Consider the following 16,343-nt stretch of genomic DNA (forward strand, 5'->3'; position numbering starts at 1 on the left):
CCCGCACAACCGCAAGGAGGAGGCGACCATGTGCCATACCATAGCCCTGAATTTCGAGGACGGGATCACCCGGATCATCGACTGCAAGCCCGGCGAAAAGGTTCTGGATGCGGCGTTCCGCAACCGGATCAACCTGCCGATGGATTGCTCTGACGGCGTTTGCGGCACCTGCAAATGCCGGGCTGAAAGCGGCGCCTATGATCTGGGCGATGATTACATCGACGATGCGCTGACCGGGGACGAGGCTGCCCAGGGGCTGGTCCTGACCTGCCAGATGGTGCCCTCGTCCGATTGCGTGCTGTCGGTGCCGGTGACCGCGCAGGCCTGCAAGACAGGCCAGCAGGTCTTTGCCGCGACCGTGGCCCGGATCCAGCCGCATCACGACGCGGCCATCGTGCTGGAACTGGACATCGACGAGGCCGCGCCCGCCTTTCTGCCGGGGCAATATGTGAACATCGCCGTGCCGGGCAGCGGCGCGCACCGGTCCTATTCCTTCAGCAATGCACCGGGCGATCGCAGGCTGGGGTTCCTGATCAGGACGATCCCCGGCGGCGTCATGAGCGGCTGGCTGGCCCGCGCCAGACCCGGCGACCGGCTGGAGCTGACCGGCCCGATGGGCAGCTTTTATCTGCGCGGCGGCGACGGTCCGTTGTTGTGTCTGGCGGGCGGCACCGGGCTGGCGCCGTTCCTGTCTATGCTGGAAACTCTGGCCCGCGCCGGATCACGGCGTCAGATCCACCTGATCTATGGCGTCACCCGCGATCTGGACCTGGTGCTGGTCGATCAGATCGTGGCGCTGACAAAACGCCTGCCGAACCTGACCTTTGCCACCGTGGTGGCCGACCCTGCGTCCGATCACCCCCGCAAGGGCTGGGTCACCGGACATATGCCCGACGAGATGCTGGCGGCGGGCGGCGTCGACATCTATCTGTGCGGGCCGCCGCCGATGGTCGATGCCGTGCGCGGCTATCTGGACGACCAGCGCATCGAACCGGCCAGCTTTTATTATGAGAAATTCACCCCCAACGCCCCGCTGAAGGCCAGCGCATGACCGCCGCTTTCTTTGCCGGGCGCTTTGCGGGCAAGGTCATGGTGGTCACCGGGGCCGCGCAGGGCATCGGGCAGGCCGTCGCCCTGCGCGCCTCAGCCGAGGGGGCCCGCGTCCTGTTGGTGGACCGCGCCGAGTTCCTGCCCGAGGTCGTTGCCGGCGCGCAGGGTCGGGCGGCGGGCTTTGTCGCCGATCTTGAGACATGGGCCGGCGCGGACGCCGCCATGCGTCATGCGGTCGATGCCTTTGGCGGCATCGACATCCTGATCAACGTGGTGGGCGGCGCGATCCGCATGCGGCCCTTTGCGGATTTCGAGCCCGCCCAGATCGACGCCGAGATCCGCCGGTCGCTGATGCCGACGCTGTATGGCTGCCACGCGGTCCTGCCGCATCTGGCGGCGCGGGGCGGCGGCACCATCGTCAACGTGTCGTCCAACGCGACTCGGGGCATTCACCGGGTGCCCTATTCGGCGGCCAAGGGGGGCGTGAACGCGATCACCGCCTCGCTGGCGATGGAGCTTGCGGGCCAGAATATCCGGGTCGTGGCCACCGCACCGGGCGGCACCGACGCCCCGCCCCGCCGCATCCCCCGCAATGCCGCAGGCGACAGCCCGGCGGAACGGCAATGGATGGTTCAGGTCAGGGATCAGGTGACGGGGTCCAGCTTTCTGGGGCGCTACGCCAGCATCGATGAACAGGTGGCGCCGATCCTGTTTCTGGCCTCGGACGAGGCGTCCTACATCACCGGCTCTGTCCTGCCCGTCGCGGGAGGCGACACGGGCTGACGGCTGAAACATCATCAAGACAAGGGAGGAATTCACCATATGCGAACAATCGATGTGACCGAGGCGATCGATCAAAGCCCGTTCGGACGGTTTCAATGGAGCGTGGTCGCGCTTTGCGGCGCGCTGCTGGTGGTCGATGGCTATGACGTGTTCGTGGCGGGCACGGTGCTGCCGACGCTGATTCAGGAATGGGGCCTGACCAAACCGCAGGCGGGTGCGCTGCAGGCCTGGGCGCTGTTCGGCATGATGTTCGGCGCGCTGATCCTGGGGCCGCTGGCCGATAGGATCGGGCGGAAAAAGGGCGTGGCGATCAGTTTCGTGCTGTTCACCTCGGCCACCGTGTTGACCGGCTTTGCCGAGACGCCGGGCCAGTTCAAGGTCTTCCGGTTCATCGCCGGGCTGGGCTGCGGCGGGCTGATGCCGAATGCGGTCGCCCTGATGAACGAATATGCGCCCAAGCGGCTGCGCGGCACGATGGTGGCGCTGATGTTCTCGGGCTATTCGGTGGGCGGCATGGTCGCGGCGGGTCTGGGCATCGGCCTGATCCCCGGCTTTGGCTGGCAGCCGATGTTTTTCGTCTCCGCCGTGCCCTTGCTGCTGCTGCCGCTGATCCTGTGGAGACTGCCGGAATCGCTTGGTTTTCTGATCAAGCAGGGCAAGCAGGATCAGGCCCGTCACATCTTTGGCAAGATCAACCCTGCCACCCCGCTGGCCGCCGATGACCAGCTGGTCTTTACCGAGGCCAAGGGCGCCTCTGCATCCGTCGCGGAACTGTTCCGGCACGGGCGTCTGCTGCGCACGCTGATGCTGTGGCTGTCGTTTTTCTGCTGCCTGCTGCTGGTCTATCTGCTGTCGTCATGGCTGCCCAAGGTGCTGCAAGAGGCAGGCTATGCCGAACGCGCCAGCCTGTTGTCGCTGTTCTCGCTGAACTTCGGCGGCATGGCGGGGGCGATCATGGGCGGCAGGCTGGGCGACCGGTTCGGTCTGCCCCGGGTGGTCGTCGGGTTCTTTGCCGCCGCCGCACTGTTCATCGCGCTGATCGGGGTCAATCCGGCGCCGGGCCTGCTGTTCGCGCTGATCTTCGTGGCAGGCGCCACGACCATCGGTACGCAGATCCTGCTGTATGCCAGTGTGGCGCAGCTTTACAACCTGTCGGTCCGCTCGACGGGTCTGGGCTGGGCTTCGGGCGTGGGTCGGATCGGGGCCATCGTCGGGCCGACCATGGGCGGGGTGCTGCTGGCCCGAGAGCTGCCTTTGGGTCAGAACTTTCTGATCTTTGCCCTGCCTGCGGCCATCGCCACCCTTGCGATGATGGTCTTTGCCCTCAGCAATGCCCGCAGCACTGAAAGGGCACAGCTGGTGACCGTCTGACAGCCCTGTGACCGCGCGCAGCCGGACGGTTGCGCGCATCCCCTTATCCGGAGACCGCGCCATGCCCCACCTGACCCTGCCCACGCATCGGCTTCACTATCGCATCGACGGAGACCAGAAGGGCAAGCCGTGGCTGACCCTGTGCAACTCTCTTGGCACCGATCTGCAGATGTGGGACGCCCAGATCGCTGATCTTTCGGGCGATTTCCGCATTCTGCGCTATGACCGGCGCGGACATGGCGGGTCCGAGGCACCGCTGCCGCCCTATGACATGGCGGATCTGGGCGGCGACGTGATCGCCCTGCTGGATGCGCTGGCCATCGACCGCACGCATTTCTGCGGCCTGTCCATCGGCGGGCTGACGGGCCAGTGGCTGGCCCTGCACGCCCCCACGCGGCTTGACCGGATCGTTCTGTGCGCCACGGCGGCGCGGATCGGCACCGCCGACAGCTGGGCCGCGCGCATCGGTGACGTGCGCGCAAGCGGCCTGCGCCCGCTGGTTCCCGCGACGGCGGATCGCTGGTTCTCGCCAGAGTTTCGCGCTGCGCAACCTCAAGCGGCAGAGGCGGTTCTGGACAGTTTCGCCCGCACCTCGGTCGATGGTTATGCCGGGTGCTGCGCCGCGCTGGCGCAGGCCGATTTCCGCGGCGCGCTGGACCGGATCGGCCATCCGCTGCTGGCGATTTCGGGCGATGACGATCCGGTCTGCCCGCCCGCCGATCTGCGGGCGCTGGCAAGGGGTGTCCGGCAGGGCCGCCATCTGTCGCTGCCGGGCCGCCATATCGTGACGATCGAGGCCGCGCCCCCATTCACGGCGGCTTTGCGCGCGTTTCTGACCGCATCCCGCGCCGACTGAAAGCGTCGCCCTGACCTCATGACCGCTGCTGGACAGCGCCGACATCACCGCCCACCGGATGCGTTTTCAGGACGTGGACCTGTTGGCCACATCCGAACCCCGGATGCTGGGCACCCGGGGCAGGCGGATGTCGAAGATCCTGCAGGATCCCAAATTCTCGCTGAACCCAATCCGCAAGGTCGGCGATCAGGTGGCCCAGGCATGGCTGGCCCATAACCGCGCCCCGCATCGCGGCGCAAAGGCCCCGCGCGCTGGACGTGACGGCGCGTATGCAGGTTCTGTCGATACTGGACACGCTGGTGCGCGACCGGGGGATCGGACCGATCGTCATCAGTCACGACCTGAACCTTGTCTGCAATTTCTGCGACCGGGTGCTGATGCCGTCTGCGGGCCGGGTGGTCGAAAGCCTGCAGACCTCTGATCTGGACCGCGCGCAGCATCCCTATGCACAGCGCCGGGCTGGTCGCGGGGCGAGGATCGCGACATCGCCGCATGGACCGCCACCCGCCCCGAAGCGCGGTTCGGCCTGGCCGCGTGGCGGTTTTCCTTTGCTGCCTTCCAGGCATGGCAGGCGCTGGCCGTCGACGATCATGTCAGCGCGGCGGTGACGATGTCGTGGATGGCAGGACGGGTCTTGCCCCATTGCGCTCCTCTGACGCAGGGGTCAAAATGATTTTCCTGACAGGAAAGCCCGCCATGACCGACGCCGCCAAACCGCTAGGCCAGAACCCCCACGCCCTGCGCGACACGTCGGAACGCAATCTGGAGGTGGCCATCGGGCGCGCGGTGCGCGAGCTGCGCAAACGGCAGCGGCTGACCGGGGCGGAGCTGTCGGCACAGACCGGCATCTCGGTCGGCATGCTGTCCAAGATCGAGAATGGCGTCATCTCGCCCTCGCTGGCGACCCTTCAGGCGCTGGCCAATGCGCTGCGGGTGCCGCTGGTGCAACTGTTTCAGGGCTATGCCGAACCGCGCGGCGCCATGCATGTGAAATCCGGCCAAGGGGTCGAGATCGGGCGCGCCGGCACCCGCGCCGGGCATCAGTATCACCTGCTGGGCCATATCGGGTCGAACAGTTCCGGCGTCGTGGTCGAACCCTATATGATCGTCCTGACCACCGACAGCGACCGCTTTCCCGCCTTCCAGCACGAGGGGATCGAGATGCTGTACATGCTGGAGGGCAGGCTTGGCTATCGCCACGCCGATCAGGTCTATGATCTGGAGCCGGGCGACACGCTGCTGTTCGATGCCGATGCGCCGCATGGCCCGGTCGATCTGACCGAACTGCCCGCGCGCTATCTGTCGATCATCACCTATCCGCAAAGCCGCTAGGCGCCGCCTAGCCCATCCGTTCCGAGGCATAGCTGCCGGGCGATGCCGGAAACACCACCGTCTTGTGCCCGTTCAGAAACACCCGGCGGTGGATATGGGCATGGATTGCGCGGGCCAGAACCTGACTTTCCACATCGCGGCCAAGGCTGACGTAATCCTCGGGCGATTGGGCATGGGTGACGCGGGTGGTGTCCTGTTCGATGATCGGGCCTTCGTCCAGATCGGCGGTGACGTAATGGCTGGTCGCGCCGATCAGCTTGACCCCCCGGATATAGGCCTGCCGATAGGGGTTGGCGCCCTTGAAACTGGGCAGAAAACTGTGGTGAATGTTGATGATGCGCCCCGACATCCGTTCGCACATCCGGGCCGACAGCACCTGCATGTAACGCGCCAGCACGATCAGATCGGCACCGCTTTCGTCGATCACGTCCATGATGCGGGCCTCGGCCTGCGGCTTGTCGTCCTTGGTGACCGGGATGCAATGAAACGGGATGTCGTGGTTCACGACGACCTTCTGGTAATCCATGTGGTTCGAGATGACGGCCACGATGTCGATCGGCAGCGCCCCGATCCGCCAGCGATACAGCAGATCGTTCAGGCAATGGCCAAAGCGGCTGACCATGATCACCACCTTCATCCGCGCCGCCTCGTCATGGATGGCCAGTTGCATGTCGAATTCGCGCGCGGCGGCGTCAAGGCCGGCGCGCAGCTGGACGGGGCCGGTCCCGGTTTCCGCGACAAAGCTGACGCGCATGAAAAAGCGCGCCGTCTCGGCGTCGTCGAACTGGCTGGAATCAGTGATGTTGCAGCCCTGCGCGGCAAGGCTGGTCGACAGGGCGGCGACGATGCCGCGGCGAGAGGGGCAGGTGACGGTCAGGCAATATCGGCGCATCTTGGTCCTTGCGATCGGTTGGCGGGCGGGCAGGGCGCCCGCAGGATGGGGGGCAGGGCAGGGCCGCCGGTTGCGGCGATCCCTGCCTGTCTTATGGGGCCAGCGCCTGCTGTTCTGCGGCGCGGATCAGCCCGTGCCAGATCGTGTCGGCGGCGGACCGTGGCCCGATGATCGCCAGATGGTCCCCGGCGCGGCGGATGACAAAGACGGCCAGATGGTGAAACCCCGTGCGATTGGCGGTGCCGGGCCCGCAGCGGCGCGGGTCCAGATTGACCAGCTTTTCCAGCAGCCGGTCCAGTGCCGGGGCCGGGGCATGCAGATCGACGGACACGAAACCGTCGGTCTGTTCGGTGACGGAACAGGCCGGCGCCCGGGCGGCCAGATCGGCCGCGACATCACGATCTGCACCGCCGGGATATTCGACCATCCACTGGCCGGGGCCGGTCCAGAAGACGGCAAGACCCGCGCCTGCTACCCATTCGCCCGGTCCCGGCAAGGGGATGTCTGGCGGGGGCGCATCGCGGCGCAGCGCCAGCGAGGCAAGGCCAAGCCCCGCATCCTCGGTCAGGCTCAGCACGCCGATGCGGCGGCTGCGGGGGGCGGGGGCACCAAGGGCGCAGACGGGGGTCAGATCAGTCACGGACGCGTCCTCCGTCAGGGTCGATGAAATGGGGTGACACCACGCGCAAGGCCACGCTTTGCCCCTGCAGCGGGTTGGCGGCGGTGATCACCGCGCCCATCCGCGCGGCGCCGTCGTCCAGAAAGCCCAGACCGATGGCCATTCCCAGATGCGGCGAATGACAGGCCGAGGTGATCCAGCCCTGATCCGAGTCGGTATCCTGCACCGCCCCTTGGGTGAACAGATGCGACCCCGCCACCACCGGATCCGCAGGATCGACGGGCTGCAGGCCGACCAGAACGCGGCGGTCGGCCACCATCCCCGCGCGCCGCGACATCACCGCGCCAATGCTGTCCTTTTTGCTGCTGACCATGCGGCTTAAGCCCAGCATCTGGGCCGTGGTCTGGCCGTTCAGCTCGTTGCCCGCCGCATGGCCCTTTTCGATGCGCATGACGCCAAGCGCCTCGGTCCCATAGGGGGTGGCGCCCAGATCCGCGCCAAGGGCCAGCAGCCCATCCATCAGCGCCGCGCCATAGCGGGCGGGGACGGCGACCTCATAGGCCAGTTCGCCCGAGAAGCTGATGCGGAACAGCCGTGCCCGCAACCCGCCGCAGACGGTCAGGGGCGCGCAGGCCATGAAGGGAAAGGCCGCATTCGACAGATCGAACCCGTCGACGATGCGCGCCATCAGATCCCGTGCCCTTGCCCCCGCGACCGCCAGCTGCGCCCATGCGTCGGTGGTCGAGATCAACTGCACATCCAGATCGGGCCACAGACCCTGGCGGCAGAACTCCATGTGTCGATAGATCGCGCCCGCATTGGCGGTGGTGGTGGTCACGACGTAATGCGTCTCGGACAGCCGGGCGCAGGTGCCGTCATCCCAGACAAAGCCATCCTCGCGCAGCATCAGCCCATAGCGGACCATGCCGACCTTCAGCGAGGCCATGGCATTGGCATAAACCCGGTCCAGAAACGCGCCCGCATCCGCGCCCTGCACGTCGATCTTGCCAAGCGTGGTCACATCGCAGATGCCCACACCCGCGCGGGTCGCGCGAACCTCCCGGTCCACCGTCTGGCGCCATGTCGTCTCGCCGGGGCGGGGGAAATACTGGGCGCGCATCCATGGCCCGGCCTCGGTCATGACGGCACCTTGCGCCACGGCCCAATGGTGGGTCGGCGTCAGGCGGCGGGGCCGGAAATGGGCGCCGGTATCGCCGCCGCCCAGAACCGACAGCGCGACGGGCGTATAGGGCGGGCGAAAGACCGTGGTGCCGGTCGCGGCCATCGGCTGGCCGGTCAGTTCGGCCATCACCGCGATCGCGGTGACATTGGCGGTCTTGCCCTGATCGGTCGCCATGCCAAGCGTGGTCCAGCGTTTCAGATGCTCGACCGGGCGCATGTTTTCCTGATGGGCCAGCGCGATATCCTTGACGGTCACGTCATTCTGGAAATCGACCCATGCCCGGCCCTTGCCCGGCACATGCCACAGGGGGTGGGCGCGGGGCGCCTGATCCTCGGCCCCGGGCAGGTCGGGCAGATGTGCAGCGATCCCCAGATCGGCCAGCGCCGCCACCGCCCCCTGCGCGCCCGAAGCCAGCGCCTGCGCGGTCGATCCCTGTCCCGCCGCAGCCCCGACCGGCGTCAGGCCGACAGGTCCGCCCGGACCGGCCAGATAGGCCTGCAGCCCCGCATCCCAGACCGGTCGTCCGCGATGATGCGCGGCGATCTGGATGTTGGGGTTCCAGCCCCCCGCGATGCCAAGCGCCCCGCAGTCGATCCAGTCCTGGCCGCCATCGCCCGTGACCTGAACCGCCCGCAGCCCAAGGCGCCCGCGCGATCCGGTGACATGGCCGCGGATGGTGCGGTAATCGGTCTGCGGCGCATCGGGGCGGGCATCGATCACCGCCGCGATCTCGACCCCCTTGGCGGCCAGATCGCGGGCGGTGCGGTGGCCATCCTCGTTGGTCGTAAAGATCGCCACGCGTTTGGCTGGCGTCACCGCCCATCGGTTGGCATAGGCCCGCAGCGCGCCCGACAGCATCATGCCGGGGCGGTCATTATCGGCAAAGGGGATATGCCGCTCGGTCGCGCCCGAGGCCAGGATCGTGCGTTTCGCGGTAATCCGCCACAGGGTCTGGCGGACGCGGTCGCCGGGGTCGGGCAGGTGGTCCGAGACGCGTTCCACCGCGCCATGGACGCCGTGGTCAAACGCCCCCCAGACCGTGGTGCGGCGCATCACCCGCAGATTGGGCAGGGTCGCGAATTCCGCCTCCAGCGCCGCGATCCAGTCAGTCGCGGGCCTGTCCAGCGCATCGCGTTCGGCCAGCAGGCGCCCGCCAAGGCGGAAATCCTCATCCGCCAGAATGACCTCGGCCCCCGCCCGCGCGGCGGTCAGTGCCGCCGCCAGACCGGCAGGCCCGCCGCCGATGATCAGCAGATCGGCATGCAGAAACCCCGTGTCATAGGCATCGGGATCGGGCTGCCGCGACAGGCGCCCCAGACCGGCGGCATGGCGGATCAGCGGCTCGTAGAGCCGTTCCCAGAAGGCGCGCGGCCACATGAACGTCTTGTAATAGAACCCCGCCGCAAAGACCGGCGCCAGCAGGTCGTTCACCGCCATCAGATCGAAGGACAGCGACCCCACGCGGTTCTGGCTGGTGGCCTGCAACCCGTCGAACAGCTCGGCCACGGTGGCGCGTGTGTTGGGTTCCTGCCGCGCACCCCGGCCCAGCTGGACCAGCGCATTCGGTTCCTCGGAACCGGCGGACAGGACGCCGCGCGGGCGGTGATATTTAAAGCTGCGGCCCATCAGCCGCACGTCATGGGCCAGCAAGGCCGAGGCCAGCGTGTCGCCCGGATGCCCGTCAAAGGTCTTGCCGTCGAAGCGGAAGGACAGGCTGTGGCTGCGGTCGATCAGACCGCCTGTCAGCCGGCTCATGCGGCACCGCCCCGTGCGACGTCGCGGGCCAGTTCTGCGCCCAGAACCTCGTGCGTGACGGTGTTGCGGGTCACCACCAGCCAGCTGCGGTCGCCCTGTTCGTGAAACCACAGCTCTCGATGTACGCCTGCCGGATTGTCGCGCAGATGGACATAATCGTGAAACCGCGCGGCGGCATCAGACGCCATGCCGTCGGGCCGGTCCAGCAGGGATGCATCGCCCAGACAGGTGAATTCGGATGCGTCGCGCAGGCCCAGAAGGGGGTGGGGGATCAGCATGTCATGGCCCTCAATGCAGGTTGGGCGTGGCGCCCACGCCCTTTTCGTCGATGGGAAGCCCGCGTTCGAACCGGTCCAGACGCATCGCGCGCGCGGTCGGATGCGGGGTGTCGGTGGCCAGAAGATGCGCAAAGGCATAGCCGCTGGCGGGCGTGGCCTTGAACCCGCCATAGCACCAGCCCGCGTTCAGATAGAGGCCCGCGACCGGCGTGCGGTCGATGATCGGGCTGCCATCCATCGACATGTCCATGATGCCGCCCCAGATCCGCAGCAGCCGCGCCCGCCCGATCATCGGCATCAGCGCCATGCCGCCCTGGGCCACATCCTCGATCACCGCCAGATTGCCGCGTTGGGCATAAGAGTTGTAGCCGTCGATATCGCCGCCAAAGACCAGCCCGCCCTTGTCGGACTGGCTGACATAGAAATGCCCGGCGCCAAAGGTGATCACGCCGTCGATCACCGGCTTCAACCCCTCGGTCACAAAGGCCTGCAACACATGGCTTTCGATCGGCAGCCGCATGCCCGCCTGTGCCATTACCCGGCTGGTCGATCCCGCGACCGCCACGCCGACCTTGCCCGCCGCGATATAGCCGCGCGAGGTCTCGACCCCCCGGATCTGCCCGTTATCGATGCGAAATCCGGTGACCTCGCAATTCTGGATCAGATCGACCCCGGCCAGATCGGCCCCGCGCGCATAGCCCCAGGCCACCCCGTCATGGCGCGCGGTTCCGCCCCGGCGCTGCAACAGCCCGCCCTTGATCGGAAAGCGGGCATTGTCGAAATTCAGCCACGGATACATGCGGCGGACCTGATCCTGATCCAGCAGTTCCGCATCGGCCCCCGACAGGATCGCGGCATTGCCCCGCCTGCGATAGGCGTCGCGCTGGCCGTCGCTGTGAAACAGGTTCAGCACCCCGCGCTGGCTGATCATCGCGTTGAAGTTCAGCTCTTGTTCCAGCCCTTCCCAAAGCTTCATCGAAAACTCGTAGAAGGGCTGATTGCCGGGCAGGCCGTAATTCGATCGGATGATCGTCGTGTTGCGCCCGATATTGCCCGACCCCAGCCAGCTTTTTTCCAGCACCGCGATGCGCGCCTGCCTGAAGGTCCGCGCCAGATAATAGGCCGTCGCCAGCCCATGCCCGCCACCGCCGGCGATGACATAATCATAGGTCGGCTGTGGATCGGGATTGCGCCACAGGGGCCGCCAGCCCCGATGCCCCGTCAGCGCCTGCCCGATGACCTTGAAGCCTGAATATCGCACCCGCTGCCCGCCCTGATTCTGATGCATATCGGCAAAGGCTAGGCGATTGCGGGTGCGCCTATTTGCCCAATACGGACATTGGATTGCATATCCCGGCCATCATGGTCAGAATATCTCTGGCAGGGCGAACAAGGGGCCGGACAATGCTGACGATCGGTTTCGTGCTGGTGCCCGATTATTCGCTGATGTCGCTGGCCGCCGCGGTCGAGCCGTTGCGGGCCGCGAATTTTCTGGCCGGGCGGGTGCTGTACCGGATGGTGTTTCTGACGCCTGACGGAGGGTTCGCGGCCTCGACCTCGGGCGGGGGGTTCGACAGCCAGCCGCTGTCACAGGCCGGGCCGCTGGATCTGGCGCTGGTCGTGGCCGGGGGCAATCCGCTGCAATATCACGATGCCGGGTTGGCGCGCGGCTTGCGCAGGCTGGCGGCGCGGCGGGTGGCGCTTGGCGGGATTTCGGGCGGGGCGGCGATTCTGGCGCGATTGGGTCTGATGGTCGGGCGGCGCTTTACGCTGCACTGGGCGCATATCGAGGCTTTGGCCGAACTGATGCCCGACCTGCTGATCGAACGCGCGCTGTATGTGATCGACCGCGACCGGCAAAGCTGTGCGGGCGGGATCGCCGCGCTGGACATGATGTGCGCCATCATCGCCCGCGATCACGGCGCGGCATTTGCGCGCCAGGTTGCCGACTGGTTCATCCACACCCGCCCGCGTCTGGCCGACGAGCCGCAGCTGATGCCCGTCGCCGAACGGCTGGATCTGCACGACCCGCGCCTGAGCCGCGCGGTCGATCTGATGTTCAGCCATCTGGCCCAGCCCCTGTCGCCCGGCCAGATCGCCACGCAGGTCGGCTGCAGCACCCGCCAGTTGCAGCGGCTGTTCCGGGCCGAACTGGGCCGGACCCTCAGCGATCATTACCGCGAGATGCGGCTGGTCCGGGCCGATGCGCTGGTGACCCAGACCGGGCTGTCCATGCTGGAGATCGCGCAGGTCACCGGCTTTGCCGGGGCGGCGCATTTCTCGCGCCTTTATGCGGCGCGGTTCGGGCTGCCTCCGGCGCGACGGCGCCATGCCCTGCGTGCCGGGTCCGCGGGGGGCCGCGCCGGGCGCTGACCGGGATCGGGGTCAGCGGGCTTGGTGGTGACCCAAGCCTGCCTCAGGCGCGGGCAAAGACGTGGGCATCCTCGGCCTGCCAATGGACATGCAGGCGGTCGCCGCGCCGGACCTGTCCCAGCATCGGATGGCCGAAATTCAGCCGCACGCCGAGCGCCTCTCCCCACCCGGTGCGGGCGCTGACGGTGCTGCTGTTGCCAAGAAAGGTCACATCCTCGACCGTCACGGGCAGCGAGGCGCCATCCGGACCCGCCGTGGCGGACAGCCCGATCCGTTCGGGACGCAGCATCAGATCGGCCGCCCCGCCGATCCGGCCCGCGCCATGCATGGGCAGGCCAGTCAGCACGGTCCCATCGGCAAAGCGCATGGCGGCCCCGTCGCCTGCGACCTGCAGCAACCGACCGCCCAGAAAGGCGCTGTCGCCCACGAAATCGGCGACAAATCGGGTGGCGGGGCTGGCGTAAAGCTGTGGCCCGGTGCCGACCTGTTCGATCCGGCCCTGATTGAAGACGGCGATGCGGTCGGACAGGCGCAACGCCTCTTCCTGATCATGGGTGACGTACAGGATGGTGACGCCGGTTTCCTGATGGATGCGGCGGATCTCGTGCTGAATCTCCTCGCGCAGCTTCTTGTCCAGCGCCGACAGCGGCTCGTCCATCAGCAGGACGGGCGGGTCATAGACCAGCGCCCGGGCCAGTGCGACGCGTTGCTGCTGACCGCCCGACATCCTGGCGGGCATGCGATCGCCGAACCCGTCCAACCGCACCAGTGCCAGCGCGCGGCGGACCTTGTCATCGATATCAGCGCGGTTCATGCGGCGCACGCGCAGGGGAAAGGCGATGTTTTCGGCCACGCTCAGATGCGGGAACAGGGTATAGCGCTGGAACACCATGCCGATATTGCGCTTGTGCGACGGCGTGTTCAGGATCGATTGCCCGCGCAGGGTAATGTCGCCTGCCGTCGGATCCTGAAACCCCGCCACGATATACAGCGTCGTCGATTTCCCTGACCCCGAAGGGCCCAGAAAGGTCATGAATTCGCCCTGTTCGATGGTCAGCTGAACATGGTCGGTGGCGATGACCGTGCCGAATGTCTTTCGGATGCCGTCGATATGCAGATAGCTCATCTGGATTTGCCTTTGCGGATCAGGGCGGCGGCGATCATCAAGACGATGGTCAGCCCCACCAGAAGGGTCGAGGCGGCGGCGATCACCGGCGTCAGATCCTGACGCAGCGTGGTCCAGACCCGCACCGGCAGGGTCTGCAGCGTGGGCGAGGCCATGAAGATCGCCAGCACCACCTCGTCCCAGGAGATCAGGAAGGAAAAGATCGCCGCTGAAAAGACCCCGTGACTGATGGCGGGCAGGGTGACGCGGAACCGCGCCTGCCACGGATGGGCACCGCAGAGGATCGCGGCATCCTCGATCGCGGGGTCAAAGGTTTCCAGTGCGCCGGTGATGGCGATGATGGAAAAAGGCAGGGCGACGATCAGATGCGCGGCGACAAAGCCCACGAAGGTGCCGTTCAGCCCGATGCGCAGAAAGAACGCGTAAAGCGCCACCGCAAGGATGACCACGGGCAGGATCATCGGCGTCAGAAAGAATGCCCGCAGCACCGCGCGGCCCCGGAACTGACCCCGCACCAGCGCAAAGGATGCCAGCAGCCCCAGAATGACCGACAGCACCATCACCACCAGCGCAATCCGCGCCGAGGTCCAGGCCGCCTGCAGCCAGCGCGGATCGGCGAACAGGTCGTGATACCAGCGCAGGGTCCAGCCGAACGGCGGAAAGATCAGCCAGCGGCTGTCGCCAAAGGACAGCGCCACGATGAAGACGATCGGCAACAGCAGAAACAGCGCCATCAGCACCGCGATGATCCCCAGCACCCACCGCCACGCGCCCAGCTTGTCGAAATTCATCAGCATCAGGCGGTCCTTTCCGCGAACAGGCGCAGTTGCAGCGCGTAAAGGATCAGCGTCGCGACCAGCAGGATGAACGCCGCCGCAGCCCCCATGCCCCAGTTCCCAAGGCTTTGAACCTGTTGCACGATCAGTTCCGCCAGCATCATGTTCGCGGTGCCGCCCAGCAGCGCGGGCGTGACGAAATAGCCAAGCGACATGACAAAGACCATCAGCCCCCCCGACGCTGCGCCGGGTGCCGCCAGCGGCAGCAGCACCCGGCGCAGCGCCTGCCCCTTGCTGGCGCCGCACAAGGCCGCCGCCTGCAGGATCGCCGGGTCGATCTTGCGGATCACCCCGTATAGCGGCAGGATCATGAAGGGCAGCATGATATAGACCATGCCGATCGTCACCCCGATCAGGTTGTTGGTCAGCTGCAGCGGCTGGTCGATGATGCCCGCCCCCATCAGCATCCGGTTGATCAGCCCGGTCTGTTGCAGCAGAACCATCCAGGCATAGGTGCGGGCCAGCAGGTTCGTCCACATCGACAGCAGGATGACCGCGAACAGCGCGCCCGCCATGCGCGGGCCGATGATCGCCAGCAGCCATGCGACCGGAAAGGCGATCAGCGCCGTCACCAGCGTCACCGTGCCCGACACCAGAAACGTGTTCACGAAGATCCGCAGATAGGTGGCCTGACCCAGCAGCGCCTGATAGTTCTGCAGGCCCGGCTGCGGCTCGGTCACCGACCGGGTCAGTAGCATCGTGACCGGCACGACGAAAAAGGCCAAGAGCAGCACCAGCGCGGGCAGCGCCAGCCCAAGGCCGGATCTGCGAAGGGCGGGCATCAAACGGGACAGCATCGGATCACCTTTCCGTCGCGGCGGGGACCGGGGCGACAGGATCGCGCCCCGGATCGCGGTCACTGGGCCTGCCAAGCATACCAGCGGTTGCCGATCTCGTCGCGGTTGGCCGCCCAATAGGCCATGTCGGCATTCACCTGCAGGGCGGTCTGCGCATCGGGCAGGGTGGCGCGCAGATCCGCCTCCATCAGATCGGCCGAGCCTGTATTGATGGGCGCATAGCCGGTGGCGGCGGCAAAGCCCGCCTGTGCCTCGGCCCCCGTGGCCTGCGCGATAAAGGCCATCGCGGCGTCGCGGTTGGGCGCGCCCTTGGGCACGACCAGCGCATCGGCGGCGGTGATGTTGTGATCCCAGCTGATCCCCACAGGCATCCCGTCCGCCTGCAGCGCCGCCAGACGTCCGTTCCAGAACAGCCCGATCGGCGCCTCGCCCGAGGCCAGCAATTGCTGGCTTTGCGCGCCGCCCTCCCACCAGATGATGGAGGATTTGATCCTGTCCAGTTTTGCGAAGGCGCGGTCCAGATCCAGCGGATACAACGCGTCCGCCGCGACGCCATCGGCCAGCAGCGCGGCCTCGATCACGCCGGGGGCCGACCATTTGTAAAAGGTGCGGCTGCCGGGGAATTTCTCGGTGTCGAACAGATCGGCCAGCGTGGCGGGCTGGTCGCCCGAGAACTGCGCCGGGTTCCAGCCCAGCACAAAGGAATAATAGAACGAGCCGACCGCGTAATCGGACACAAAGCGCGGGTCCAGCGCGTCGCGGTCGATCACGTCGAAATCCAGCGGCTCCAGCAGGCCTGCATCGCCTGCCTGCAGGGCCCAGTCATATTCGACATCGACCACGTCCCAGTTGGTGGCGCCCGCCTCGACCATGGCGCGGATCTTGCCGTAATCGGTGGGGCCGTCCTGCACCACGGCCGTGCCAGAGCTTTCGGTAAAGGGCGCGGCCCAGTGTTCGGCCTGCGCATCCTGCGTCGTGCCCCCCCAAGAGGTAAACACCATCTGCTGCGCGCTTGCCGGAACGGCCAGCGCCGAGGTCAGGGCCAATACAGCCAAGGCTTTGAGGGTCATTGTCGAGAACTCCGCTGTTGAG

Annotated in this window: 16 protein-coding genes; 7 read left to right on the forward strand and 9 right to left on the reverse strand. The window is 66.9% G+C overall.

What is annotated here, in order from left to right; all coding sequences use genetic code 11:
- Positions 1 to 28: 28 nt before the first annotated feature.
- The 6 genes from benC (at position 29) to EG885_RS00875 (ending at position 5,392) form a co-directional block, all read left to right on the forward strand.
- Complete coding sequence (benC, locus tag EG885_RS00850) at positions 29 to 1,051, forward strand: benzoate 1,2-dioxygenase electron transfer component BenC (RefSeq protein WP_131572567.1); 1,023 nt, start codon at positions 29 to 31, stop codon at positions 1,049 to 1,051.
- Positions 1,048 to 1,833 (forward strand): benzoate diol dehydrogenase BenD, encoded by a 786-nt coding sequence (gene benD, locus EG885_RS00855; RefSeq protein ID WP_131572568.1) that lies wholly within the window; start codon positions 1,048 to 1,050, stop codon positions 1,831 to 1,833. Before benC ends, benD begins: the two co-directional genes overlap by 4 nt.
- 39 nt (positions 1,834 to 1,872) lie before the next feature.
- Entirely contained in the window at positions 1,873 to 3,204 is a 1,332-nt protein-coding gene (locus tag EG885_RS00860; RefSeq protein ID WP_131572569.1) for an MFS transporter, read from the forward strand.
- A 61-nt stretch (positions 3,205 to 3,265) separates the two neighbouring features.
- Positions 3,266 to 4,060: a 3-oxoadipate enol-lactonase gene (gene pcaD, locus EG885_RS00865; RefSeq protein ID WP_131572570.1), complete on the forward strand. Its 795-nt coding sequence runs from the start codon at positions 3,266 to 3,268 to the stop codon at positions 4,058 to 4,060.
- A 257-nt stretch (positions 4,061 to 4,317) separates the two neighbouring features.
- A complete protein-coding gene (locus EG885_RS23020) occupies positions 4,318 to 4,668 on the forward strand; it encodes an ABC transporter ATP-binding protein (protein ID WP_207392158.1) in 351 nt (116 codons plus the stop codon).
- A gap of 88 nt (positions 4,669 to 4,756) precedes the next feature.
- A complete protein-coding gene (locus EG885_RS00875; protein ID WP_131572571.1) occupies positions 4,757 to 5,392 on the forward strand; it encodes a helix-turn-helix domain-containing protein in 636 nt (211 codons plus the stop codon).
- 7 nt (positions 5,393 to 5,399) lie between these two features.
- On the opposite strand, the gene purU is transcribed toward EG885_RS00875, so the two are convergent.
- The 5 genes from purU to EG885_RS00900 form a co-directional block, all read right to left on the reverse strand.
- Entirely contained in the window at positions 5,400 to 6,284 is an 885-nt protein-coding gene (gene purU, locus EG885_RS00880; protein ID WP_131572572.1) for a formyltetrahydrofolate deformylase, read from the reverse strand.
- Between the two features lie 91 nt (positions 6,285 to 6,375).
- Complete coding sequence (locus EG885_RS00885) at positions 6,376 to 6,924, reverse strand: sarcosine oxidase subunit gamma (protein ID WP_131572573.1); 549 nt, start codon at positions 6,922 to 6,924, stop codon at positions 6,376 to 6,378.
- On the reverse strand, positions 6,917 to 9,841 hold the full coding sequence (locus EG885_RS00890; protein ID WP_131572574.1) for a sarcosine oxidase subunit alpha family protein: 2,925 nt from the start codon (positions 9,839 to 9,841) through the stop codon (positions 6,917 to 6,919). The genes EG885_RS00885 and EG885_RS00890 overlap by 8 nt, the downstream gene beginning before the upstream one ends.
- Complete coding sequence (locus tag EG885_RS00895) at positions 9,838 to 10,119, reverse strand: sarcosine oxidase subunit delta (protein ID WP_131572575.1); 282 nt, start codon at positions 10,117 to 10,119, stop codon at positions 9,838 to 9,840. The genes EG885_RS00890 and EG885_RS00895 overlap by 4 nt, the downstream gene beginning before the upstream one ends.
- Before the next feature lie 10 nt (positions 10,120 to 10,129).
- A complete protein-coding gene (locus tag EG885_RS00900; protein WP_131572576.1) occupies positions 10,130 to 11,380 on the reverse strand; it encodes a sarcosine oxidase subunit beta family protein in 1,251 nt (416 codons plus the stop codon).
- 143 nt (positions 11,381 to 11,523) lie between these two features.
- Between EG885_RS00900 and EG885_RS00905 the strand changes: the two genes are divergently transcribed.
- Positions 11,524 to 12,492, forward strand: coding sequence for a GlxA family transcriptional regulator (locus EG885_RS00905; protein ID WP_131572577.1), 969 nt, complete (start codon positions 11,524 to 11,526; stop codon positions 12,490 to 12,492).
- Between the two features lie 43 nt (positions 12,493 to 12,535).
- On the opposite strand, the gene EG885_RS00910 is transcribed toward EG885_RS00905, so the two are convergent.
- Genes EG885_RS00910 through EG885_RS00925 form a run of 4 tightly spaced genes read right to left on the reverse strand, consistent with a single transcriptional unit; the run spans position 12,536 to position 16,321 of the window.
- A complete protein-coding gene (locus tag EG885_RS00910; protein ID WP_207392159.1) occupies positions 12,536 to 13,618 on the reverse strand; it encodes an ABC transporter ATP-binding protein in 1,083 nt (360 codons plus the stop codon).
- Positions 13,615 to 14,415, reverse strand: a complete 801-nt coding sequence (locus EG885_RS00915) for an ABC transporter permease (RefSeq protein WP_131572578.1) — start codon at positions 14,413 to 14,415, stop codon at positions 13,615 to 13,617. The genes EG885_RS00910 and EG885_RS00915 overlap by 4 nt, the downstream gene beginning before the upstream one ends.
- On the reverse strand, positions 14,415 to 15,251 hold the full coding sequence (locus EG885_RS00920; RefSeq protein ID WP_131572579.1) for an ABC transporter permease: 837 nt from the start codon (positions 15,249 to 15,251) through the stop codon (positions 14,415 to 14,417). The genes EG885_RS00915 and EG885_RS00920 overlap by 1 nt, the downstream gene beginning before the upstream one ends.
- A 59-nt stretch (positions 15,252 to 15,310) precedes the next feature.
- Positions 15,311 to 16,321, reverse strand: a complete 1,011-nt coding sequence (locus tag EG885_RS00925; RefSeq protein WP_131572580.1) for an ABC transporter substrate-binding protein — start codon at positions 16,319 to 16,321, stop codon at positions 15,311 to 15,313.
- Positions 16,322 to 16,343 lie beyond the last annotated feature (22 nt).

It is taken from the genome of Paracoccus nototheniae, assembly GCF_004335005.1.
In the GTDB taxonomy this organism is placed as follows: domain Bacteria; phylum Pseudomonadota; class Alphaproteobacteria; order Rhodobacterales; family Rhodobacteraceae; genus Paracoccus; species Paracoccus nototheniae.

Coding starts and splice junctions, on each gene's coding strand:
- benC (WP_131572567.1), top strand. CDS start 29: ATGTGCCATACCATAGCCCTGAATTTCGAGGACGGGATCACCCGGATC.
- benD (WP_131572568.1), top strand. CDS start 1,048: ATGACCGCCGCTTTCTTTGCCGGGCGCTTTGCGGGCAAGGTCATGGTG.
- EG885_RS00860 (WP_131572569.1), top strand. CDS start 1,873: ATGCGAACAATCGATGTGACCGAGGCGATCGATCAAAGCCCGTTCGGA.
- pcaD (WP_131572570.1), top strand. CDS start 3,266: ATGCCCCACCTGACCCTGCCCACGCATCGGCTTCACTATCGCATCGAC.
- EG885_RS00875 (WP_131572571.1), top strand. CDS start 4,757: ATGACCGACGCCGCCAAACCGCTAGGCCAGAACCCCCACGCCCTGCGC.
- purU (WP_131572572.1), bottom strand. CDS start 6,284: ATGCGCCGATATTGCCTGACCGTCACCTGCCCCTCTCGCCGCGGCATC.
- EG885_RS00890 (WP_131572574.1), bottom strand. CDS start 9,841: ATGAGCCGGCTGACAGGCGGTCTGATCGACCGCAGCCACAGCCTGTCC.
- EG885_RS00895 (WP_131572575.1), bottom strand. CDS start 10,119: ATGCTGATCCCCCACCCCCTTCTGGGCCTGCGCGACGCATCCGAATTC.
- EG885_RS00905 (WP_131572577.1), top strand. CDS start 11,524: ATGCTGACGATCGGTTTCGTGCTGGTGCCCGATTATTCGCTGATGTCG.
- EG885_RS00910 (WP_207392159.1), bottom strand. CDS start 13,618: ATGAGCTATCTGCATATCGACGGCATCCGAAAGACATTCGGCACGGTC.
- EG885_RS00915 (WP_131572578.1), bottom strand. CDS start 14,415: ATGCTGATGAATTTCGACAAGCTGGGCGCGTGGCGGTGGGTGCTGGGG.
- EG885_RS00920 (WP_131572579.1), bottom strand. CDS start 15,251: ATGCTGTCCCGTTTGATGCCCGCCCTTCGCAGATCCGGCCTTGGGCTG.
- EG885_RS00925 (WP_131572580.1), bottom strand. CDS start 16,321: ATGACCCTCAAAGCCTTGGCTGTATTGGCCCTGACCTCGGCGCTGGCC.